The organism is Microbispora sp. CL1-1, assembly GCF_012034195.1.
Taxonomy (GTDB): Bacteria; Actinomycetota; Actinomycetes; order Streptosporangiales; family Streptosporangiaceae; genus Microbispora.
In genome coordinates this window covers 47,675-68,423 of record NZ_JAATEK010000001.1, presented here as the reverse complement: position 1 = coordinate 68,423, position 20,749 = coordinate 47,675, and the positions used below count along the sequence as shown (strand labels likewise).

The following is a 20,749-nucleotide window of genomic DNA, read 5'->3' as shown; positions in this document are numbered from 1 at the left end:
GTCCGCCGCGGTCGCCCATGGCGAGGATGAGGGAATGGACGTCGGCTTCCTCCTCGTGCACAGCCCCTCCGTCGGCCCCTCGACCTGGACCCCCGTCGCCGAGACCCTGCGGGCGCGCGGGCACACCGCCGTGGTGCCGCGGCTGACCGGCGTGACGGCCGGTCCGCCGCCCTACTGGCCGCGGGTGGTGAGCGAGGTGACGGCGAGCACGCCACGCGGGCCGCTCGCCGTCGTGGCGCACAGCAACGCCGGGCTGTGCCACCGCCACGTGACACGCTTCTCCCCGTCCACGGCCGGCCGGCCGTCGATCAATCGAAGCGCGGATGGCTACACGTCGGTGACCCGGATTCCGGCGTGGGCCTTGTAACGGCGGTTGATCGAGATCAGGTTCGCGGTGAACGCCTCGACCTGGTGGGCGTTGCGCAGCCGGCCCGCGTAGATCCCGCGCGCGCCGGGGATGCGGCCGGCGAGCGCGCGTACGACGTCGGTGGCCTCGCGGTCGTCGCCGAGCACGAGCACGTCGAGGTCGATCTCGGCCACCGCGGGGTCGAGCAGCAGCACCGCCGACACGTGATGGAAGGCCGCGACCACCCGGCTGCCGGTCAGCACCGCCGCCGCCTGCTGGGCCGCGCTGCCCTCCTCCACCGGCAGCGCGTACGCCCCCTGCTTGTCGAAGCCGAGCGGGTTGACGCAGTCCACAACGATCTTCCCGGCGAGCGGTTCGCGCAGGGACTCCAGCAGCGCCTTGTGCCCTTCCCAGGGCACCGCGACGATCACGACGTCCGCCTCGGCCGCCACCTCGGCGTTCGCGGCACCGCGTACGCCGATCTCGCGGGCCGCCTCCTGCGCGCGCTCGGCGCTGCGCGAGCCGATCAACACGGTATGCCCGGCCAGCGAGAACCGGCGGGCCAGTCCCTTGCCCTGGTCGCCGGTGCCGCCCAGGATGCCGATGGTCAGCGCGGAGACGTCGGGCAGGTCTGCGGTGGTGTGCTCAACCATGAATCAGATCATGCCAGCAGGTCGTCGCGGCGTCCCCACCGGCTCTCGCGAGGGCGGTCTTCGAAGTACGGACCCGATTGGCGGGACTCACGCGTTCATGTCAGGCACCATAACGGTCATGGACGCCGCATCGGTGAACCTGCTGCGCGAGGTGCTCGCCTCCACCGGATGGCTCGAACGCACCCGGGAGCTCGGTCTGGCCCTGCGGGCCACCCGATCGCCCGGAGGGCTTCTCGTGGTCGGCACCCCCGAGGACGAGCCGTGGCACGTCACCGCCCACCTGTCCGACGAGGCCCGGCTGTCGGGGCTCGCACAGCTCTCCCCCACGCTGGTCCGCTGGGCGCCGCCGCCCGGCGCGCCCGCCCATCTGCGGGTCGGGATGGAGCGGCTGCGGAGCGCCGGCCGGGGCGAGACGCTGTTCGTGGTCGCCGAGCAGCGGGCGCCCGTGCCCCTGCTCGAACGCGTGGACGACGCCCGCCGCACCGGCGCCACGATCCTCGCCATCGACGGCGGCGACCCCGAGCTGGAGTCCCTGGCCCACGACTCAATCGCCATACCGGCCGAGGGGGCCGTCCTGAGCTTCGACGCGGCGCAGCACCTGGTGAGCAGCGCGGCCGGGGAGGTGCGGCGGCCCGGCCTGCGGGAGCGCCTCGCCCGCCTGGCCGAACGGATCACCGGCCCCCACGTGAGCGACTGAGGCGTCCGGCGACCGGCCGGCCCGCGACAGGCCAGGACGCAGGCGGTGCGGTCAGGACGCGGGCGAGCCGAGCGGCGCGGCGGGCGTCGGTCAGGACGCGGGCGACGAGTCGATCGGGGCGCGGCTGAGCTCGCGCACGCGCCGGTCCACCGCGTCGGCCACCTCACGCAGCACCTCGATCACCACGGCCTGCATGGCGTCGGGCTCCCCCGACGTCGTACGGCTCACCCTGGTCAGCGCCTCGATCCTGCGGGTGCCCACGCCGCGGATGCCGGTGACCACCACCTCGCCCGGCGGCACGTCGAGCAGCGCCAGCGACGGCACGATCGCCACCCCGTGTCCCGCCGACACCAGCCCGAGCACGGGCGGGAACTCCGCGATCAGGTGCACGCGGCGCGGGACGAACCCGTGGAGCTGGGCGAGCCGTTCGAGCGCCTGCCCGCACGCCTGGTCGGGCACTCCCGCCACCCACGGCAGGTCCACCAGGTCGGCGACGGTGGCCGGCACCTCGTCCCACGACGGCGGGGCGACGATGCGGTATTCGTCGTCATAGAGGCGGTGCCGCGACATCGACGGCAGCGACGCGGCCGGCTGGCTCATGTCCCGTTCGGTCACGACCAGGTCCACGCCGCCGAGGCGCAGCTCCTGCACCGCGCCCGGCCCGAACAGCTCCTGGATCACCGGTGTGATCCGCGGGTGCCGTACGGCCAGCTCGCGCAGCGCGGGGACCAGCAGATGCCGGATCACGGTGGGGAACGCCGCGATCGTGACCGGCCCGGACAGCCGCTCGGCGAAGCGGTTGAGCTCGTGCCTCGCCTCGGCGAGCTGCTCCTCGATGCGCTCGGCGTACGCGGCGAGCACCCGCCCGGCGGGGGTCAGCGTGACCCTGCGCTGCGACCGGTCGAACAGCGCGAGGCCGACCTCCCGTTCGAGCTGGGCGAGCTGCTGGGAGACGGCCGAGGACGTGAGGTGCAGCGACTCAGCGGCCTTCATGACGCCGCCTCTGCGGGACACCTCGTGCAGGATCCGCAGCCGCCGCGGGTCGATTTCCATGCAGCAGATCTTATGTTCGGTTTAAGAATCCTTCACTTGCCCTACACTCTCCGCGGGCAGGATCATCGGGTCATGACCATGTGCGTGGATGGCGAACCGTCCTGATGTCCACCTTCATCACGATCATCGGCACCATGGGCGCCGTCGTCCTCCTGCTCGCGTACGCGCTGGTGTCGTCCGGCAGGATGTCCGCGGACGGGCTGCCCTACCAGCTGCTCAACTTCGGCGGGGCGGCCACCCTGATGATCAACAGCGCGTACTACTCGGCCTGGCCCTCGGCGGGCCTCAACCTGGTGTGGAGCGGCATCGGCGTCTGGACGCTCGGCCGGCTCGTCGCCCGCCGCGCGACGGCCCGGCGGCAGGCGGCCGAGGCCGCACCGGCGCCCGGACGGTGAAAGGGCGAACGAACAGGGCCCGGGTGAAGTATCGGAGGCAGGGCTCACGCAGACGTGCCGTGGCCTTGCCCATAACAGGTGCCGGAGGCCCGGGCATGGGTGAAGGTGCCGGAGGCGGGGCTCACGCAGAGGCGCCGAAGCCTTGCCCGACAGGTTCCTGAGGACCGGGCCCGGGCCCGTGTCAGGGGGTCAGTCGTCCCAGTCCTTGTCCTGCTCGGTCCAGCGCTTGTTGCGCTCGGCCGCCGTCTGAAGGGCGTTGGCGGCGGCGTCGCGGGAGTCATAGGGACCGAGCCGGTCCTTGTTCGGGCAGCCCCTCTCGGGCTCGACGCTCATGTGCTTCAGGCAGAACCACCATTGATCGCTCACGTCCTTAATCGTGCCCCCTTGACGCGCAACTAGACTTGGCCGCATGACCACGCTGCTCCGCCCCGGGCGAATCTCGCCCATTCGCAAGGTTCCCGCCCACATCCCCCGGCCCGAGTACGTGGGGAAGGCCGAGCCCAAGAAGGGCGGCAGCGACGTCCAGACCCCCGAGACCATCGAGAAGATGCGGATCGCGGGCCGGATCGCCGCGCAGGCGCTCGAAGAGGTCGGCAGGCACGTCGCCCCCGGCGTGACGACGGACGAACTCGACCGCATCGGGCACGAGTTCCTCTGCGACCACGGCGCCTACCCCTCGACGCTCGGCTACCGCGGCTACCCCAAGTCGCTGTGCACCTCGATCAACGAGGTGATCTGCCACGGCATCCCGGACGACACCGTGCTGCGCGACGGCGACATCGTCAACGTGGACATCACCGCCTACATCGGCGGCGTGCACGGCGACACCGACGCCACCTTCCTCGTCGGCGAGGTCGACGAGGAGTCGCGCCTGCTGGTCGAGCGGACCCGCGAGGCGATGATGCGGGCGATCAAGGCCGTGGCGCCGGGCCGCCAGCTCAACATCGTCGGCCGGGTGATCGAGGCGTACGCCAAGCGCTTCGGCTACGGCGTCGTCCGCGACTTCACCGGGCACGGCATCTCGACCTCGTTCCACTCCGGGCTCATCGTCCCCCACTACGACGACCCCTCGCTGTCGGTGACCCTGGTGCCGGGGATGACGTTCACGATCGAGCCGATGCTCACGCTCGGCACGATCGACTACGAGATCTGGCCCGACAAGTGGACCGCGGTGACCAAGGACCGCAAGCGAACCGCGCAGTTCGAGCACACCCTCGTGGTGACCGAGTCGGGCTACGAGATCCTCACCCTCCCGTAAGGACGTCGGAGCGGTTTCGTGGCGCTTCGCCGGTGTTTCCGGCGAAGCGCCACGGCGTCTTCCCGAGGCGTCGCGCAGGCGCCTGAGGCATCCCCAGGTGCTCCCACCGGCTGCGCTCCTGTGCTCCGCGAGGTGCCGCGTGGGTGCTTGAGGTCGCGGGCCTCGGCGGGGACACAGGCCCACGGCGGGGACACAGGCCCACGGCGGGGACGCAGACCGACGGCACGGACCTCCGGCTGCCGGTGGCCTATTCGGCGACCGACCACCGGCGGCCCTACTCGGCGGCCCTGTCCCGCCTGTTCAGCTTCGCCAGGTAGTCGTTGTAGGCGTCCAGCTCCGCGTCCCCCGTTCCGCCGGACTTGGCGGCCGCGGCGTCGGCACGGCGGTCGGCACGGCGCGCGACGCGCTCGTCGTCGCGCCACCACTGGAAGCCGAGCGCGAGCAGCACGATCAGCGTGGGGATCTCGCCGAAGGCCCAGGCGATGCCGCCGCCCATCTGCTGGTCGACCAGCGAGGAGGAGCCCCAGGTGCGCCCGAGCTGGTCGTAGTAACTGGACGCCAGCACCGACCCCATGCTCATCAGGGCGATCCCGAAGAACGCGTGGAACGGCATGGTCACCATGAGCAGCAGCAGCCGCCCATAGTAGGGCAGCTTGTACGGCGCCGGGTCGACACCGATGATCACCCAGAAGAACAGCGAGCCGCTCAGCAGGAAGTGCACGGTCATCGCGATGTGACCGAGGTGCTCCTCCATCGCCGCGGCGAACAGCGGGGTGAAGTACAGCACGAAGGTCGACGCCACGAAGATCGCGGTCGCGATGGCGGGGTGGCTGAAGAACTTCATGATCCTGCTGTGCAAGATCACCATGAGCCACTCGCGCGGGCCTCGATCGCCCCGGCGGACGGCGGGCTTGAGCGCGCGCAGCGCCAGCGTGACCGGCGCGCCGAGCACCAGGAAGATCGGGACCAGCATCGACAGGACCATGTGCTCGGTCATGTGCACGCTGAACAGCACGGGCGAATAGCGCGCCACGCCGCTCTGCGTGCTGAAAACGAGGATGACGACGCCGATGTACCAGCTGATCGTGCGGCCCATGGGCCACCGGTCGCCCCGGCGGGCCAGCCGTACGACGCCCGCGCCGTACAGGCCGGCCATGATGACCGCGAGCACGGCGAAGAACAGGTCGAACCACCAGAGCGTCAGCAGGTTCGCGACCGTCAGCGGCGGCGGGATCAGGTAGCCGAGCAGCTCGAAGGCCCGGTCGACCGGCGTGTCGACGGGCGGCGGGGCGGTCCGGGACAGCGCCACGGCCAGGCCGATCGTCGCTCCCATCAGCAGAACCTCGCCGAGGGCGAGGCGGAGGAAGGCGTGCGGCTCCCCCTCCGACACCTTCGGCAGCGTACGGCCGCGGTGGCGCCAGCCGAAGAACCCGAGCACGCAGAACGCGATGATTTTGGCCAGCAGGAGCAGGCCGTAGCTTGAGGTGAACAGCTCGCCGACCGAGGTGAGGCGCGAGGCGGCGGCGGCGAGCCCGGAGACGCCGACGCCGACGAAGCACCACAGCGCCATCCGGGAGAAACGCGCGGCGGCGACGTCCAGGAGGGGGCGCCCGCGTAGCGCGTGCAGGCAGACCACCCCGAGGCCACCCACCCACAGGGCCAGGAAGAGCAGGTGCATGGCCACCGAGGTCGTGGCGAGACCGTGGTTGGGCGAGGAGGAGGAGTGCCCGGTGAGCGCGGGCGGCAGCAGCGTCACGAGCGCGAAGACCAGCAGGCCCCCGGCGGCGCCCGCCGTGATCGCGCCCCGGGCGAACAGCGCGATGGCGACGGCGAACAGCACGACCAGGGTCAGCGCGATGCCCTGCGGCACCTGGCTCGCATAGCTGGTCAGCTCGTTGCCGGCGAGGATCTGGCCCACCGGCGCGCCGAGGGTCTCCGACAGGCTGAAGACCAGGGCCACCGCCGCGGCGACCGCCCAGGCCAGCGCGGACCACGACGCGCCCTTCACGTAACTCTGCGCCTGTTTGCCGAGCAGGCCCTTGTCGTTGGGCAGGAACGCCGCGGCAGCCGTCAGAAGGCCCACGGTCAGGACGCCGGAGACGTCCATCCCGAGCTTCGACAGCGGCAGCATCCAGCGCGTCAGGGTGCCCTCGTCGGGCAGGCCGGGGATGATGCGCGGGGTCGCGGCACCGCCGAGCACCATCGCGACGACGAGTGCGCCGACGGCCGCGCAGAGCGCCGCGGCGGTCAGTCGTACCGTCCGGTTCACGGCTTCTTCCGCAGGCTCAGGAACATCCCGATGCCGATGCCGGCGATCCCGAAGATCACCGCCCAGGTCCATCCGGGGATGCCCTGCTGCCCGCCGTCATCGGCCTGGGCCGCGGGTGCCGTCGCGGGCGCGGCGGCCGCCGGCGCGGACGACGACGCCGGGTCGTCGGGGGCGGCCGCCGAGGTCGCCGCCCCGACGGACTGGTCGCCGACCACGGTGAACGGGATCTCCCCCTCGAGGGGGTGCCCGTCGGGTGACACCACCCGCCAGGCGATCGTGTAGCGACCCGGGGGAACCGGCTCGGTCACCGCCTCGGTGACCTTGGGCCCGTCGACGACCGGCTCGCCTTTCTCGTAGCGTTTGCCGTCCTCGCCGCGGACGACCACGACCGGGAACTGAACGGAGTCCGCGAACTCGAGCGTGACCTTTTGCAAGGTCTTGACCTGCGCGTTCTTCTGCGGGTCGCTACTCTTGAGCGAGGTGTGCGCCTGAGCGGGCAGGGCCGGCGCGACACACAGCAGGAGAGCCGCCAGGAGCGCGGTGAAGGCGGCGAGGAAGGGTCTCTTCATGGCACTTCCCAGGCTACCGACCTGGGGGTCCGGTCCATACCTCGCACCGGAAGACTGGGGATGACCCGGAAAAGAGCCTGATCACGCCATCGTCGGCCTTGCATGCCTACCGGCTCCGCGATCCGGCGAGCGGGGCCGGCCGATCCGCTCGCGGGCCGCGTTCGTCCTTGTGATCCGCGCGTTCGCGAGCCCTTGTGGTCCACGCGCTCGTCACCCGAGACGCGAGCCGGGCCGGGGGCGAGCAGCCCCCGGCCCGGCAGAACCCGTCCTTGTGAGCCCGATACCCGCGTGCGCGGTCAGAGCTCGACGCAGGCGAGAGCGCGCTGGTAGGCGGCCACGCTCTGCTCGTCCTCGCCGATCCGCCGGCGCATCTCGGCGATCGTCATCCAGTCCTCGGCCGCCTTCCGCGTGGCCAGTGCGTTTTCCAGCCACTGGCTCACCGTGTCCAGCTCCGCGGCCGCCTCCTCATCCTGGTGGAGCATGAAACGTGCCTGGCTGAGGATCAGTGCGGCCCGTGTCTCAAGCCACCCCGAGGTGCCGCGCACCAAGTCGACGGCGGCCTGCGCATACTCGACGGCCCGCTGGGGGTGGTGGAGGGCGATTTCGGCCCATGCGAGGTCGAGAGCACCCTGCGCTCTGTCGAAGGCGCTGGTAGCGGCACCTTCCATGTCCCGCTGCGCCCTGAGCAGGAGGTCACGTGCCTTCTCCGACTCCTCGGGATGCAGCCGCAGCACCATGTTCGCATGCGTCTGCCGGAGGCGTGCCAGGTTGCGTGGCTCACCGGTCTCGGACTGGATCGCCAGCGCACGCTCGATCAAGGCGAGGGCCTCCTCCCCGCGTCCCGCCCGCTCGGCCACAAGAGCGGCGTTCCAGGACGACGCGACCGTGGCACGGGGGGTTCCCAGGGCTTCCGCCGCCGCGATCAGTTCGGCGGCGAAGTGCCCCGCCCGCAGCAGGTCGCCCCGCGCCAGGTAGACGCTCAGCAGTGTCGCGCCGAGCTCCACCAGAGCGTCGCTCCAACCGGATCGGGACAGGCTCTCCAGGGCACGCTCGCCCACCTGGACGGCGGCCGAGTAGTCGCCCCGCTCCCGATGGCACCGGCACAGCGCCAGGGCCACGGCGATCTTGCGGTCCTGCGTCATCGTCTCCGCCTCGGCCTCGCCGAGCTCCTGGAGAACGGAGATGGCCTCGGCAAGCTCACCACAAGCCTCCGAAGCCAGCGCGTAGCCGTAGCGTGCCTCCACCCGCAGCGAGGCGAGTCCCTGGAGGTTGCCGTCGGCGAGCAGCTCGGCATACCGGCGGCGGGCCTCGGCGACATCGCCGTTCTCCAGTGCCATGCGGGCGAAGCTGAGGCCGACTTCCAGGTCTTCCATCTGCTCGGCGGTGACGCCGTTGACGAGGTAGGTCAGCGAGCAGTCCAGCTTCTGCGCAAGCAGTTCGAGAACCGCAGGAGTGGGCGTGCGCTTACCACTTTCGATCAGTGATACATAACTGTCGGAGAGTTCGGGATGCGCCAACTGCGCTTGCGAGAGCCCGCGCTGACGACGAATCGCCTTGATGCGCTGTCCGACCAGATCTTGCGCCGCCATTGGCAACTCCTGCAATATTGTAGGCCCGGCAGTCTGAGCTGATGGGAGATCCACCGTGCGCCGCCTTGCCCTACCCGTTCTTACCGTCATCATTTCTGCCATACTGGCCGTTGGTGGCGATGTTACGCCAGCGAGCGCTTCCCCGTCTCCTACGGAGGCGAAAAATCTGCTTCTTCGGCTGGAGTGCTGCTGATCGAAGCCGCCTGGTAGCCGCGCCGGGGCGCCACAGAGGAACACCAGGAAGCACTCCGCAACATCCATGCGCCCCCTCTGGCTCCCCGGCCGACAGTGGCGCCCTCACCCAATATTAATCAAAATTTCTGAAGCCGCTTCGATTCAGGCATCACTATTTTATCTTGCATTCGAATCGGCCGCCCCCGACACACCCTCAATGTTCGCCAAACGAAAAGCCTCCATTCCGGCGAGCCGGATTCATTTCCGGATACAATTTCCACAGACTCGGAATATGACGCTCGACCAATGGATCCGGAATTGCGAGTCGGCCGGTTCGAGCCCAACATTCTGATTGATCGACATGGCGACAGACGCCGGACCGCGCCTCGGGCCGCCCCCCAGTCCACCGCCCTCCCCAGGCCCGCCCGTGGCGGGCTCGGCGCGATGCCCGCCCGGCTCTACCCCGAGTTCGCAGGGCGCAGATCCCCTCTGTTTCATAGGTCCATCAGACTCGGACAGGACGGAACGCCATGCCGTCCATGCCCGGGCGGCGCGGCCGTCGCCGGGGGCTTCCCTCCCCAAGTCAGCCCGTGACAAGCGTGAGCTCGGGCCCTACACATATCTAGACAAAATCTAGATACATGATGGCATATTGAAGCTTCTGCCGATTCAGGCCCAACGATGTGCCCGTAGCCGGCGTCACGGGGATGACTTCTTATTGCAGTAGCTGTACAAGAACGTCGAGGGACGCACCGATGGCCTGGTCACCAGGCTACGCGCACCGGCCTCCCAAAAGGGCTGGGCGATGCACTCAACGCGTCGGCGCCATCACCGCATGGAGTCCAAAAACGTATGGATAATGCGAATGAGTGTGGAACTTCTCAGGACTTACCGTCCCGTCTGCGGTTACTGGGCCCGCTTGCAGGCTGGTGCGGCGGACATCCCATCGAGCTGGGACCGCCGCTGCAGCGGGCGGCCCTGTGCGTGCTCGTCGGGCATGAAGGACGCGTGGTCCCGAAGGACGTGCTGATCAGCGGCCTTTGGGGGGATGGCCCCCCGAACACGGCCGAGCAGAGCCTCTACACCTACATCGCCGGCCTCCGGCGGGTGCTGGAGCCCCACCCTGGCAGGCGTGGTCCATACATCATCCTGGTGAACCGGTCGCGGGGCTACGCGTTGGAACGCGGCAAGGTGCGGGTGGACGTGGAGGACTTCGAACGCCACCTGGCCGAGGCACGCCGGCTGCGCGGTGCGAGCGACCTGCGAGGCGGCCTGCGCGCGCTGGACGCCGCCCTGGCGTACTGGTCGGGACCCGCCCTGTGCGGCGTGCCGGGTCCCTTCGCGGCGGCGGAACGGGCTCGTCTCGAGGAGTTGCGCCTGTCCGCGCGGGAGGACCACGCCGACATGCTGCTCGGCCTGGGGCTGCACCAGGAGGCCGCGAGAACGCTGACCGAGCTGGCCGCGGAGGCACCGCTACGAGAGCGCACCCGCGAGTTGCTCATGCTCGCGCTGTATCGCTGCGGCAGGCAGGCCGACGCTCTCCAGACGTACTTGGACGTCAAACGGCTGCTCGCGGAGCGGCTCGGCGTGGATCCCGGCGCGACCCTGCGCGAGCGGTACGAACTGATCCTGCGGGCCGATCCGTCGCTCGCGCGGGTGCAGGACCGCGCGAGCGGTGCCGAGGTCCCGGCGAGGCCTCCCCGCCAGTTGCCGCGGGCGGCGAGCGTCCTGGTGGGGCGGGCCGAGGAACTGGTCCGTCTACGGTCTCTGCTCTCCCCCTGGGACGGCGGACCGCCGCAGGCGGTGATCGCGATCACCGGAGCCCCCGGGGCGGGCAAGTCCGCGCTGGCCGTACAGGCCGCCCACGCCTCCTCGCACGCGTTCCCGGACGGACAGCTGTACGTCAATCTCCAGGGCGCGACGCCGGGGGTCGAGCGCCTGAAGCCGATCGACGTGCTCGGCAGGCTCCTGCGCGCCCTGGGTGTGCCGGGCGAGGCCCTGCCGTCCGATGAGGACGAGGCCGCCGCGGTGCTGCGCGACCGGCTGGAGGGACGCAGGACCCTCATCCTGCTCGACGACGCGGCCGGGCCCGAGCAGGTGCGCGCCCTGCTGGGGCTGCCGTCCGGCAACACCGTGCTGATCACGAGCCGCGAGTCGCACGCGGCGACCGACGACTGCGTCCAGCTCGTGCTCGGGAGGCTGCTGCGGTCGGAGGCGGTCACCATGCTGGCGAAGCTCGTCGGAGCGGAACGGATCGCGGCGGACCCGGCCGCCGCCGACCGCCTGGCGCACCTGTGCGACCTGCTGCCGCTGGCTCTGCGCCTGGCCGCCGCCCGGCTCGCCGAACGCCCCGACTGGACGGTGCGGGATCTGGGGACGAGGCTGGAGGATCGGCGGCGTACGCTGCATGAGCTGGAGTCGGGCCGAAGCGCCGTCCGCTCCAGTCTGGAGCTGAGCTATGAGAGTCTGGCCAACGGCAACGGACTCGATCGGCTGGCCGCACGGACGATGTGCCACCTCGGGGTCCTGCACGTGGCGAGTCTGACCGCCGAGCTGGTGTCCGCTCTCCTCGGGGAACCGGTCGACGCCGCCGAGCGCGCCCTCGACCGCCTCGCACGTGCGCACCTCGTGGAGATCTCGGAACCGGGCCGCTATCGCCTCCACGACCTCGTACGGCTGTTCACGATCGAGCTCGCGGATGCGCGCCTCACGCCGGAGACGCGCAAAGACGCGCTCTTGCGCACGCTCGGCTTCTACGGGGCGACCGCGCGCCATGCCAGCACAGTGCTCGATCCACACCGTGTGCAGCTTCCCTGGCCCGCCGTGCCACAGCGCCCGCTCGCGTTCGAGACTGTCGACGAGGCCAGGAACTGGCTGGCGGAGGAGCTGCCGGACGTGGTCGCCGCCGCCACCCAGGCGATGCACAGCGAGGACGACGACGTCGCACGGCTCGGAGCCTACGTCGGGTTCGCCCTCACCTGGCAGCTCGCCATGGGCGCGCACCACCGCGAGCAGCGTGACCTCAACAGGCAGGCACTGGGTGTAGGCGAGCGGACCGATGACCAGGAGATCCTGTCCCTGGCCCACGGCCAGTTGGCACACGCACTGCTGAACCTCGGCAAGGAAACCGAGGCCCTGCCGCACCAGCAGGCCGAGCTCGAGCTGAGACGCGCGCTGCGCGACCGGTTCGGCGAGATGCGCGCCCTGGGCAACCTGGGCGTAGTCCTTCTCAAGCTCGAACGGTACGCGGAGGCGCGTGAGCGGACGAAGGCCCAGCGGGCGATCGCCAGGGAGATCGGCTCTGATGTCGGCGAGCGTCATTCGCTGGTGACCGAGGCGACCGCCTGCCTGAGAATGGGCGATCTGACGGCGGCCATGAGCCTGATCCATGAGCAACTCGCACTCGCGCAGGCCGCGGGAGACCGTTACCACGAGGCGTGCGGCCTCACGTTGGTCTCCGAGCTGCACCTGAAGCGCGGCGATCCGCAGACGGCGAAGTCCTACCTCGAGCGCGGCCTGCGTGTGGCCCGGGAGATCGGCTACCGGATCAGCGAGTGCGAGTCGCTCGTCATGCTCGCCAGAGTTCATCGTCTCCTGAACGAGCCGGCACAGGCCCTGGCCTACGCCCGGGAGGCGCTGGCGGCGCGGCAGCGGTCCGGGTACAAGAACCTATCCCCGTTGGTGGAAGACGAACTGAGCGCCATCGAAACCGCCTTCCCCGAGCTGAGAGCGGCCAGAGAGGCATCGCCCCGCGTGGCGCTCGCCGGCTGATCCTCGCGCGAGGGAGGGACAGGACGTCCATGGGGACGGCACATGGGGAATTAGGCGGGGGCGGCCTCCGGCTCCGGGTGCTCGGACCGGTGACCGCATGGCTGGAGGACCGGCAGGTGAACCTGGGGCCGCCGCTGCAACGGGCCACTCTCTGGGTGCTCGCCGCACAGGCGGGCCGCCTCGTCACGAAGGACAGGCTCGTCGGCGCCCTGTGGGGCGACGCCGCGCCGAAGACGGCCGAGCAGAGCGTCTACACCTATGTGGCCGGGCTGAGGCGGCTGCTCGAACCGGAACGCGGCAGGCGCGGGCCGTTCACGTTGCTCACCCAGTCCGCGAACGGCTACAGCCTGGCGCGGGACGTGTGCCGGACCGACGCCGAGGACTTCGAGCAGCGCCTCGCCGAGGCCCGTCGTTTCCAGGCCAAACAGGACCTCCCCGCCTGGCTGCGCGAGCTGGAGGCCGGGCTGGGGCTGTGGGCGGGCACCGCCCTGGGCGGCCTTCCCGGCCCGTTCTGCGAGGCGGAACGCACCCGGTTGGAAAGCTTGCGCCAGACGGCGCGGGAGGACTGGGCCGACGCGCTGCTGAGGCTGGGCCGGCACCAGGAAGCGCTCGACGCGGTCGCCGGGCTGACCGCGGAGGCCCCGCTGCGGGAGCGTGCCCGGGAGCTGCAGATGCTCGCGCTCTACCGCTGCGGGCGGCAGGCCGAGGCGCTGGACGTCTTCCACGACATCAAGCGTCTGCTCACCGAACACCTCGGCGTCGATCCCGGCGAATCTCTGCGACGGGCGTACGAGCGCATCCTGCGCGCGGATCCCTCCCTCGCGGCGGCGCCGTCCGCCACGGCGGTCACCGCTCACGGGGAGTTCGTCCGGCCGCGTCAGCTTCCGCGCGATCGGCGGATCTTCGTGGGACGGGCGGAGACGCTGGTGCGGCTGCGCGCTCTGCTCGCGCCCTGGGACGGACGACCCGCAGGCGGTGGTGGCCGTCACCGGCACGGCGGGAGCGGGCAAGTCGACCCTCGCCGTGCACGCGGCGCACGCGGTGAGCGATCACTATCCGGACGGCCAGCTGTACCTGAACCTGCTCGGTGCGACGCCGGGAGTCGGACGGCTGAACCCGCTCGACCTGCTCGGGAGACTGCTGCGGGGCCTCGGGGTGCGCTCGGAGTCGGTTCCGTCCGATCAGGACGAGGCCGCCGCGATGCTCAGGGACCGTCTGGCGGGCCGCCGCACGCTGATCGTGCTCGACGACGCGTCCGGCCCGGAGCAGGTCCGCCCGCTGCTGGGCCTGCCGGCCGGAAACGCGCTGCTCGTCACGAGCCGGGAGTCGTTCGCGGCGGCCGACGACTGCGTCCAGCTCGTTCTCGGCAGGATGTCGCGGTCGGAGGCGGTCACCATGCTCGCGAAACTCGCCGGCGCCGAGCGGGTCGCCGCCGATCCGTCCGCCGCCGCCGAGCTGGCGGACCTGTGCGGCGGGCTGCCCCTCGCCCTGCGGCTCGCGGCGGCGCGTCTGATGGAAAACCGCCACACTCCCTTAACGGAGCTGAACGCCCGGCTGCGCGACGAACGGCGGGCGCTGCACGAGCTGGAGTCGGGTGATCTCGCGGTGCGCGCCAGCCTCCAGCTCAGCCATGACGTGCTGGCGGGAAGCGGCCACGAGCCCGACAGGACTGCGGCCGCTGCCCTGTGCCATCTGGGCGTCCTGCGCACGCCGGACGCCACACCCGAGGTCGTGGCGGCCCTTCTCGACGCGCCGCAGGATGCCGCGGAGCGCGCCGTGGCCCGCCTGGTGCGGGCGAATCTGGCCGAACCCGGCGAGCAGGGCCGGTTCCGCCTGCACGACCTGGTCCGGCTCTTCGCGATGGAACTGGCCGAGCGGCGCCTGAGCGAGCGCGACCGCGACGACGCGCTCGACCGCGTGATCGGCCTGTACGGCACGACCGTGCGCCTGGCGATGAAACTGATAGACCCGCATCGGGTGCATCCCCTGCACGAGTTCGCGGCATGCGAACCCTTCGCCCTGACCGGCGGCGCCGACGCGTTCGCGTGGCTGGAGCGGGAACGCCCCAACATCCTCGCCGTCGCAGCCCAGGCGATGGGGTCCCCGAACTCATCTCTGGCACGTTCCGGCGCCTACCTGGCCTTCTCCTGTCATTGGCCCCTCGTGTACACCGGCCACCACCCTGAGACCGTGACCCTCAACCGCCAGGCGCTCGAGGTGGGCGAGCGGCTCGGAGATCCGGATATCTCCGCCCTCGCGAACAGTTACATCGCCCTCGGCCTGGGCTATATGGGGCGCTACGCGGAAGCGCTCGCCTATCATCGCGCCGAGGTGGATCTTCTCCGCACGTGCGGCGACGCCTTCGCGCGGATGAGGGCTCTGGGAAACCTGGGCGTCACGCTCAACGCGCTCATGATGCACAAGGAAGCCCTGTCGTCGGCGCGGGAGCAACTGCGCATCGCGCGGGAGATCGGGTCGGCGGTGGGTGAACGCCACGCTCTCGGTTGCGCCGGCGAAGCACATCTCGGCCTGGGGGACACGGCGTCCGCCATGGCCGCGTATGTCGAGATGGTGTCGCTCGCGAAGGAGGCCGGTGACGCCATGCAGCACTCGGACGCGCTGATGTGCATGGCCGAGGTCTACATGGCGCAGGACGATCCCCGGTCGGGGGTGATGCTCTTCGAGGAGGCCCTCGTCCTCATGAGGGAGAGCCGCTTCCGCGGCCTGGAAGCCAGATGCCTCGGTAATCTCGGCAGGGCCGAACGCCTCACGGGCAGGCTCGACAGAGCGCGCGCGTACCTGCAGGAGACCATAGTGGTCGCTCAGGAGTGCGGGGCGGACTACTGGGTGGACTTCGCCCGCGAGGAGCTCGCCCTGCTCGGCGAGAGTCCGGAGGATGGCCCGTCGCGAACCGTGGACGGCTCAGGCGGCGCGGAAGGCTCAGCCCGCGTGCAAAACGCGGCCCGCGCGGAAGGCTCAGCCCGCGCGCAAAATGCGGCCCGCGCGGAGGGCTCAGCCGGCGCGGAGGGCGAGGAAGAGGTCGACGCGGTCGCCCATGGATGACAGGTCCTTGCCGGTCAGCTCCTCTACCCGCCTGATCCGGTAGCGCACCGTGTTGACGTGCACGTGCAACCGCTCAGCGCAGGCGTTCCACGATCCGGTGCAGTCGAGGAACGCGCCGAGCGTGCGCACCAGTTCGGCCCCGTGCCGCCGGTCGTAGTCGAACAACGGCCCCAGCAGCCGCTCGGCGAACGACGTCCGCACGTCGCCGGGCACGGTCGCCAGCAGCAGCGCGTGGGTGTAGATCTCGTCGCTGGTGACCACTCCCCCGCCGCGCGCCTCGGCCATCCGCCGGGCGTGGCCCGCCTCCTCCACCCCGCCCCGGATGGCCTGCGGCCCGGTCAGCGCGCCGCTCAGCCCGGCCGACACCGTGATCGAGGGCAGCCCGGCGGCGAGCACCGCCGTACGGGCGCGCAGCAGGGCCGCGAGCGCGTCGCGGTCTCCCCAGGGGGTGTCGCGGCGCAGGGGGACCAGCGCCACCGACGCGTCGGCGCCCGCGGCGGCCACCACTTCGCGGTCGAGCAGCTCCTCCACCACCTGACCACCCAGCAGGGCGGGGTCGGGGCCGTCCTGCGCCCCGCGTCTGCTCGCCGTCGCGGTGACCATGGCGTACGGCTCGGCCGGGTCGATGCCGCACGTCCGCAGCCGGGCCGACAGCTCCGCAAGGTCGCCGCCCGCGCAGGCCAGGGCGATGAGCTGCTCGGCCAGCCGGCGTTCCACCCGGCGGCCCTCCTCCGCCCGCGTCCGCTCCATCGCGACGCACGCCGCCAGCTCGTAGCCGAGCTCCACGTCGACCTCGCCCCGGCAGACCAGGGCCCAGCCGGCGGCCCGGTGCCGTCGGCCCACGGCGAAGATCGTGGACGGCCCGCCGCGGTCGACGACCACCGGCAGGCGGACTGCGGCGAGGTAGTCACGGGCCAGCCGTACGGCCCGCTCCTTCGGCAGGTCGCCCGCGACGACCGCGCCGCAGGCGGACACGACGGCGGCGGTGACGCCGAGCTCGGCCTCGACCAGGGCGAACAGCTCGGCGAGCCCGGCCCCCTCGGCCACCGCGGCGACGATCCTGCGATGCCGCCCGAGCGCGCCGCGCAGGTCGCCCACCTGGGCGGCGGCGACGCGTCTGCCGACGAGCTCGGTGACGGCCCCGAACGACACCTCGACGGGCACTTCGAGCAGTGGCAGGCCACGCGCCCGGCACGCGTCCACCAGGTCGGCGGGTACCGTGCCGAGCCGCGCGTCACCGGCGCCGAGCGCGGCCACGCCCGCATCGGCCAGGGCGTCCACGAACCGGGCGGAGTCGTCGGGCGACTGGCGCCACATCAGGCCGGTCAGCACCAGTTCGCCGCCCGACAGGTAGCGCCGGGGATCGGGCAGGTCGGTGATGAGCACGCCCTTGATCTCACGGTCCAGCCGCTCGTCGCCCGTGAGCAGGGTGAGCCGCAGTTCCGGTGCGGCGAGCAGATCATGCAACAGCACGGAAGACAGCGTATTTGGAGATATCTACAAGCATCGACTACGCGCGTCCCCGGGTTTCATGGCCGCGCCGATAGGCCCCGGCCCCGCCCGGTTGTTGTACTACGACCGTGGAGCGGCGTATGGCGACGGAGACGGCGGCGGGCACGGCGATCGGAACGGGGCGGCGTCCGGGCCTCGGCGAGAGCGCGCCGCGCCCGGACGGCACGCTGAAGGTGACCGGGGAGTTCGCGTACTCCTCCGACCTGTGGCTTGAGGGCATGCTCTGGGGCGCCACGCTGCGCAGCCCGCATCCGTCCGCGTGGATCCGCTCGATCGACGTCGGCCCCGCGCTCGCGATGCCCGGCGTGTTCGCCGTGCTGACCCACGAGGACGTGCCCGGGGAGAAGTTCTACGGGCTGGAGCGCCGCGACCAGCCGGTGCTCGCCGTCGACCAGGTCCGCTACCAGGGCGAGCCCGTGGCGATCGTGGCCGCCGACCACCCGGAGACCGCGCGCCGCGCCGCCGCCGCGATCGTCGTGCGCTACGAGGAGCGCGAGGCGGTGACCGATCCCCACCGGGCCGCCTTCGACCCCGCCTGTCCCGCCGTGCACCCCGGGGGCAACGTCGTACGGCACCAGCCGGTCAGGGTGGGGAGCACCTTCGAGGCCGAGGTGGTCGTCACCGGCGAGTACGAGGTCGGCATGCAGGACCAGGCGTTCCTCGGGCCGGAGTCGGGCCTGGCCGTGCCGGCCGAGGACGGCGGGGTGGACCTGTACGTCGCCACCCAGTGGCTGCACGTCGACCAGGACCAGGTGGCGCCGTGCCTGGGCCTGCCGAAGGAGAAGGTGCGGCTGACCCTCGCCGGGGTCGGCGGCGCGTTCGGCGCGCGGGAGGACCTGTCGATGCAGGTCCACGCCTCGATGCTGGCGCTGCGGACGGGCCGCCCGGTCAAGATGGTCTATGGCCGCGAGGAGTCGTTCTTCGGCCACGTCCACCGGCATCCGGCGCGGATGCGCTACGAGCACGGCGCCACGGCCGACGGGCGGCTCGTCTACGTCAAGGCGGAGATCCTGCTCGACGGCGGGGCCTACTGCTCGTCCACCCCGGCCGTGGTGGGCAACGCCGCCTCCCTCGGCGTCGGTCCGTACGAGGTGGGCAACGTCTGGATCGACGCGTACGGCGTCTACACGAACAATCCGCCCTGCGGTGCCATGCGCGGGTTCGGGGCGGTGCAGGCGTGTTACGCGTACGAGTCGCAGATGGACCGGCTCGCGGCGGCCTGCGGGCTGTCGCCGGTCGAGATCCGGGTCCGCAACGCGGTGTCGCAGGGGTCGCGCCTGGCCACCGGGCAGGTGATCGACAGCCCCGCGCCGCTCGCGGACATGCTGAAGGAGCTGGCCGCGATGCCGCTGCCGCCGGAGCCGGTGGACGAGCGGCCCGACCTGCGCCTCCTGCCGGGCGGCGTCGCGCAGACCACCCACGGCGAGGGCGTACGGCGCGGCGTGGGCTACGGCGTCGGCATCAAGAACATCTGCTTCTCCGAGGGCTTCGACGACTACTCGACGGCACGGGTGCGCGTCGAGCTGGCCGGGGACGAGCCCCACGTGCTCGTGCACACCGCCGCCGCCGAGGTGGGCCAGGGGCTCGTCACCATCCAGGAACAGATCGCGCGTACGGAGCTCGGGATCGCCAGGGTCACCATCGCCCCGGCGGACACCGCGGTCGGCTCCGCCGGGTCCTCCTCGGCCTCCCGCCAGTCGTACGTCACCGGCGGGGCGGTCAAGACGGCGTGCGAGGCGGTGCGGGCGCGCATCGACGCGCTGCGGGCGGCGCATCCGGACCTGTCGCTGGAAGAGGTGCTGAAACGGTTCGGGCCGGTCGAGGAGACGCGCGAGTTCCGCCACCGGCCGACGTTCCCCATGGACCCGGTCACCGGCCAGGGCGACTCCCACACGCAGCTCGCGTTGTGCGTGCACCGGGCCGTGGTCGACGTGGACGTCGAGCTCGGCCTGGTCAAGGTCGTCGAGCTGGCCGCCGTGCAGGACGTCGGGAAGATCCTCAATCCGGTGGCCCTGGAAGGGCAGATCCACGGCGGCTCCGCGCAGGGTCTCGGCCTGGCGCTGATGGAGGAGATCCAGGTCAGGGACGGCCGGGTGCTCAACCCCTCGTTCACCGACTATCTGATCCCCACCATCCTCGACATGCCGCCGATGCGGCTGTCGGTGCTGGAGAACCCCGACCCCCACGCGCCGTACGGCCTGCGGGGCGCGGGCGAGCCGCCCACGCTGTCGTCCACCCCGGCGGTGGTCGCGGCGGTCAGGGCCGCGACCGGGCTGGATCTCTCCCGGGTCCCGATCCGGCCCGAGGACATCGCGCTCACGCCCGTCGCCCGCTGAGCCCCCGTCGCCCGCTGAGTCCCCCGTCGTCGTGCTCGGCCCGCGGCGGGAGCAGCCGGTTCGTCCAGCCGGCTGAGGTTGCGGGGCCTGGGTTCAGGGGCCCGGGTTCAGGTCGCTCGGGTTCGGCCGGCTCGGGCTCAGTCGGCTCGGACTCGGCCGGCTCGGGCTCAGTCGGCGATGTAGGTGATGGAGGTCACCTCGTAGCCGCGGCTCTTCGAGCCCCGCACGTGCATGAACATCGCGCCGCCCTCGTAGGAGTAGGCGCAGCCGTAGCCCTTGGGCTCGGAGCTGCAGCCCTGGAAAAAGTGCTTCACACCCTTCGGGTCGTACTTGGTCCGGAACAGCGTCTTGACCGCCGTGGTCGTGGCGGCCTCCAGGCCCCGGTTGCGGTCGCCCTTGCGCCAGGCCTCGAACAGGTGCTTGGCCGCGTCGGACGGCTTGACGAGGTGGCGGGACTCGTAGACCTTCGTGACCTTGCCGCCCGACACGACCATCAGGATGCCGTCGAGCCCGCCCGGCACGCGCACGCTGGTGTGGACGAACCGGCAGGCATTGCCCGAGCAGCCCGCGAACTTGTCCGGAGCCCGGAAAGGATAGGCGAAGAGCGTGGAGGCCGCGCTCGAGGTGGCGACGCGTGCGGCCGCGTGGCGGTCCCGGCGCAGCCACGCGCCGAACAACTTCTTGGCGACGGTCGCCGGTGCGGCCGTGCCGTGAGCGGAAGCCGTGACCGGGGCCTGTGCGGGGGTGTGCGCGGTGGCGTGGGTGTGCGCGGTGTGCGCGAGAGCCGGAGCGGCGGCGAGCAGGGAGGCGGGGACCAGGAACGCGGCAATCGCGGCCGTGGCGGCTGCGCCTCGAAACGATCGTGCTGACATGCGCCGTACGCTACGGGGCTCTGCTTGCACCGGGATTGACCCCGGCTTGCACCCGGCCGCCGCCGCCCCGCACCACCTCGTACGGCCGGTGGGCGAGCCCGCGACCCCCACGACGTGGGAGCCCCTGGGACGTGCAGCGCGCCGGGACGAGACCGCGCCGCCGCGAGAGAGGCCAGGAGACGATCCCGTGCA

The 20,749-nt window shown here is 71.5% G+C and carries 16 protein-coding genes; 7 read left to right on the top strand and 9 right to left on the bottom strand.

Features of this window, described 5'->3' with window-relative positions; genetic code table 11:
* Nucleotides 1–34: 34 nt before the first annotated feature.
* The gene (locus tag HCK04_RS00290) at nt 35–367 is read left to right on the top strand and encodes a hypothetical protein (RefSeq protein ID WP_142644836.1); all 333 of its coding nucleotides are present in this window, start codon (nt 35–37) and stop codon (nt 365–367) included.
* Here HCK04_RS00290 and npdG read toward each other — a convergent pair.
* Nucleotides 328–999, bottom strand: coding sequence for an NADPH-dependent F420 reductase (gene npdG, locus HCK04_RS00285; RefSeq protein ID WP_142644835.1), 672 nt, complete (start codon nt 997–999; stop codon nt 328–330). The genes HCK04_RS00290 and npdG overlap by 40 nt on opposite strands.
* Nucleotides 1,000–1,117: 118 nt before the next feature.
* Here npdG and HCK04_RS00280 point away from each other — a divergent pair, with 118 nt between their 5' ends.
* Nucleotides 1,118–1,696, top strand: a complete 579-nt coding sequence (locus HCK04_RS00280; protein WP_185948898.1) for a hypothetical protein — start codon at nt 1,118–1,120, stop codon at nt 1,694–1,696.
* 90 nt (nt 1,697–1,786) lie between these two features.
* Here HCK04_RS00280 and HCK04_RS00275 read toward each other — a convergent pair whose 3' ends face one another.
* Nucleotides 1,787–2,749 (bottom strand): LysR substrate-binding domain-containing protein, encoded by a 963-nt coding sequence (locus HCK04_RS00275; RefSeq protein WP_142644834.1) that lies wholly within the window; start codon nt 2,747–2,749, stop codon nt 1,787–1,789.
* Between the two features lie 104 nt (nt 2,750–2,853).
* Between HCK04_RS00275 and HCK04_RS00270 the strand changes: the two genes are divergently transcribed.
* Nucleotides 2,854–3,144, top strand: a complete 291-nt coding sequence (locus HCK04_RS00270; protein WP_142644833.1) for a hypothetical protein — start codon at nt 2,854–2,856, stop codon at nt 3,142–3,144.
* Nucleotides 3,145–3,333: 189 nt separating this feature from the next.
* On the opposite strand, the gene HCK04_RS00265 is transcribed toward HCK04_RS00270, so the two are convergent.
* Nucleotides 3,334–3,510, bottom strand: coding sequence for a hypothetical protein (locus HCK04_RS00265; RefSeq protein WP_185948897.1), 177 nt, complete (start codon nt 3,508–3,510; stop codon nt 3,334–3,336).
* A 43-nt stretch (nt 3,511–3,553) separates the two neighbouring features.
* Here HCK04_RS00265 and map point away from each other — a divergent pair, with 43 nt between their 5' ends.
* The gene (map, locus tag HCK04_RS00260; protein WP_142644832.1) at nt 3,554–4,402 is read left to right on the top strand and encodes a type I methionyl aminopeptidase; all 849 of its coding nucleotides are present in this window, start codon (nt 3,554–3,556) and stop codon (nt 4,400–4,402) included.
* 274 nt (nt 4,403–4,676) lie between these two features.
* Here map and HCK04_RS00255 read toward each other — a convergent pair whose 3' ends face one another.
* The 3 genes from HCK04_RS00255 to HCK04_RS00245 all read right to left on the bottom strand — a co-directional run bounded on the left by HCK04_RS00255 (nt 4,677) and on the right by HCK04_RS00245 (nt 8,829).
* The gene (locus tag HCK04_RS00255) at nt 4,677–6,671 is read right to left on the bottom strand and encodes a bifunctional copper resistance protein CopD/cytochrome c oxidase assembly protein (protein ID WP_260616992.1); all 1,995 of its coding nucleotides are present in this window, start codon (nt 6,669–6,671) and stop codon (nt 4,677–4,679) included.
* Nucleotides 6,668–7,240, bottom strand: a complete 573-nt coding sequence (locus HCK04_RS00250; RefSeq protein ID WP_142644830.1) for a copper resistance CopC family protein — start codon at nt 7,238–7,240, stop codon at nt 6,668–6,670. Before HCK04_RS00250 ends, HCK04_RS00255 begins: the two co-directional genes overlap by 4 nt.
* A gap of 296 nt (nt 7,241–7,536) precedes the next feature.
* On the bottom strand, nt 7,537–8,829 hold the full coding sequence (locus HCK04_RS00245; RefSeq protein WP_142644829.1) for a helix-turn-helix transcriptional regulator: 1,293 nt from the start codon (nt 8,827–8,829) through the stop codon (nt 7,537–7,539).
* 1,026 nt (nt 8,830–9,855) lie between these two features.
* On the opposite strand from HCK04_RS00245, the gene HCK04_RS00240 reads away from it, so the two are divergent.
* Nucleotides 9,856–12,774: a BTAD domain-containing putative transcriptional regulator gene (locus HCK04_RS00240; RefSeq protein ID WP_142644828.1), complete on the top strand. Its 2,919-nt coding sequence runs from the start codon at nt 9,856–9,858 to the stop codon at nt 12,772–12,774.
* A 50-nt stretch (nt 12,775–12,824) separates the two neighbouring features.
* On the opposite strand, the gene HCK04_RS41815 is transcribed toward HCK04_RS00240, so the two are convergent.
* On the bottom strand, nt 12,825–13,631 hold the full coding sequence (locus tag HCK04_RS41815; RefSeq protein WP_240970785.1) for a hypothetical protein: 807 nt from the start codon (nt 13,629–13,631) through the stop codon (nt 12,825–12,827).
* Here HCK04_RS41815 and HCK04_RS44015 point away from each other — a divergent pair.
* Nucleotides 13,537–15,837, top strand: a complete 2,301-nt coding sequence (locus HCK04_RS44015) for a tetratricopeptide repeat protein (RefSeq protein WP_260617035.1) — start codon at nt 13,537–13,539, stop codon at nt 15,835–15,837. The genes HCK04_RS41815 and HCK04_RS44015 overlap by 95 nt on opposite strands.
* On the opposite strand, the gene HCK04_RS00225 is transcribed toward HCK04_RS44015, so the two are convergent.
* A complete protein-coding gene (locus tag HCK04_RS00225; protein ID WP_142644826.1) occupies nt 15,787–17,310 on the bottom strand; it encodes a PucR family transcriptional regulator in 1,524 nt (507 codons plus the stop codon). The two genes, HCK04_RS44015 and HCK04_RS00225, sit on opposite strands and share 51 nt — an antisense overlap.
* 119 nt (nt 17,311–17,429) lie before the next feature.
* Between HCK04_RS00225 and HCK04_RS00220 the strand changes: the two genes are divergently transcribed.
* Nucleotides 17,430–19,685 carry a molybdopterin cofactor-binding domain-containing protein gene (locus HCK04_RS00220; RefSeq protein WP_142644825.1) on the top strand — a complete coding sequence of 752 codons (2,256 nt, stop codon included), beginning with the start codon at nt 17,430–17,432 and terminating at the stop codon, nt 19,683–19,685.
* 167 nt (nt 19,686–19,852) lie between these two features.
* Here HCK04_RS00220 and HCK04_RS00215 read toward each other — a convergent pair whose 3' ends face one another.
* On the bottom strand, nt 19,853–20,557 hold the full coding sequence (locus tag HCK04_RS00215; RefSeq protein WP_142644824.1) for a hypothetical protein: 705 nt from the start codon (nt 20,555–20,557) through the stop codon (nt 19,853–19,855).
* Nucleotides 20,558–20,749: the final 192 nt, after the last annotated feature.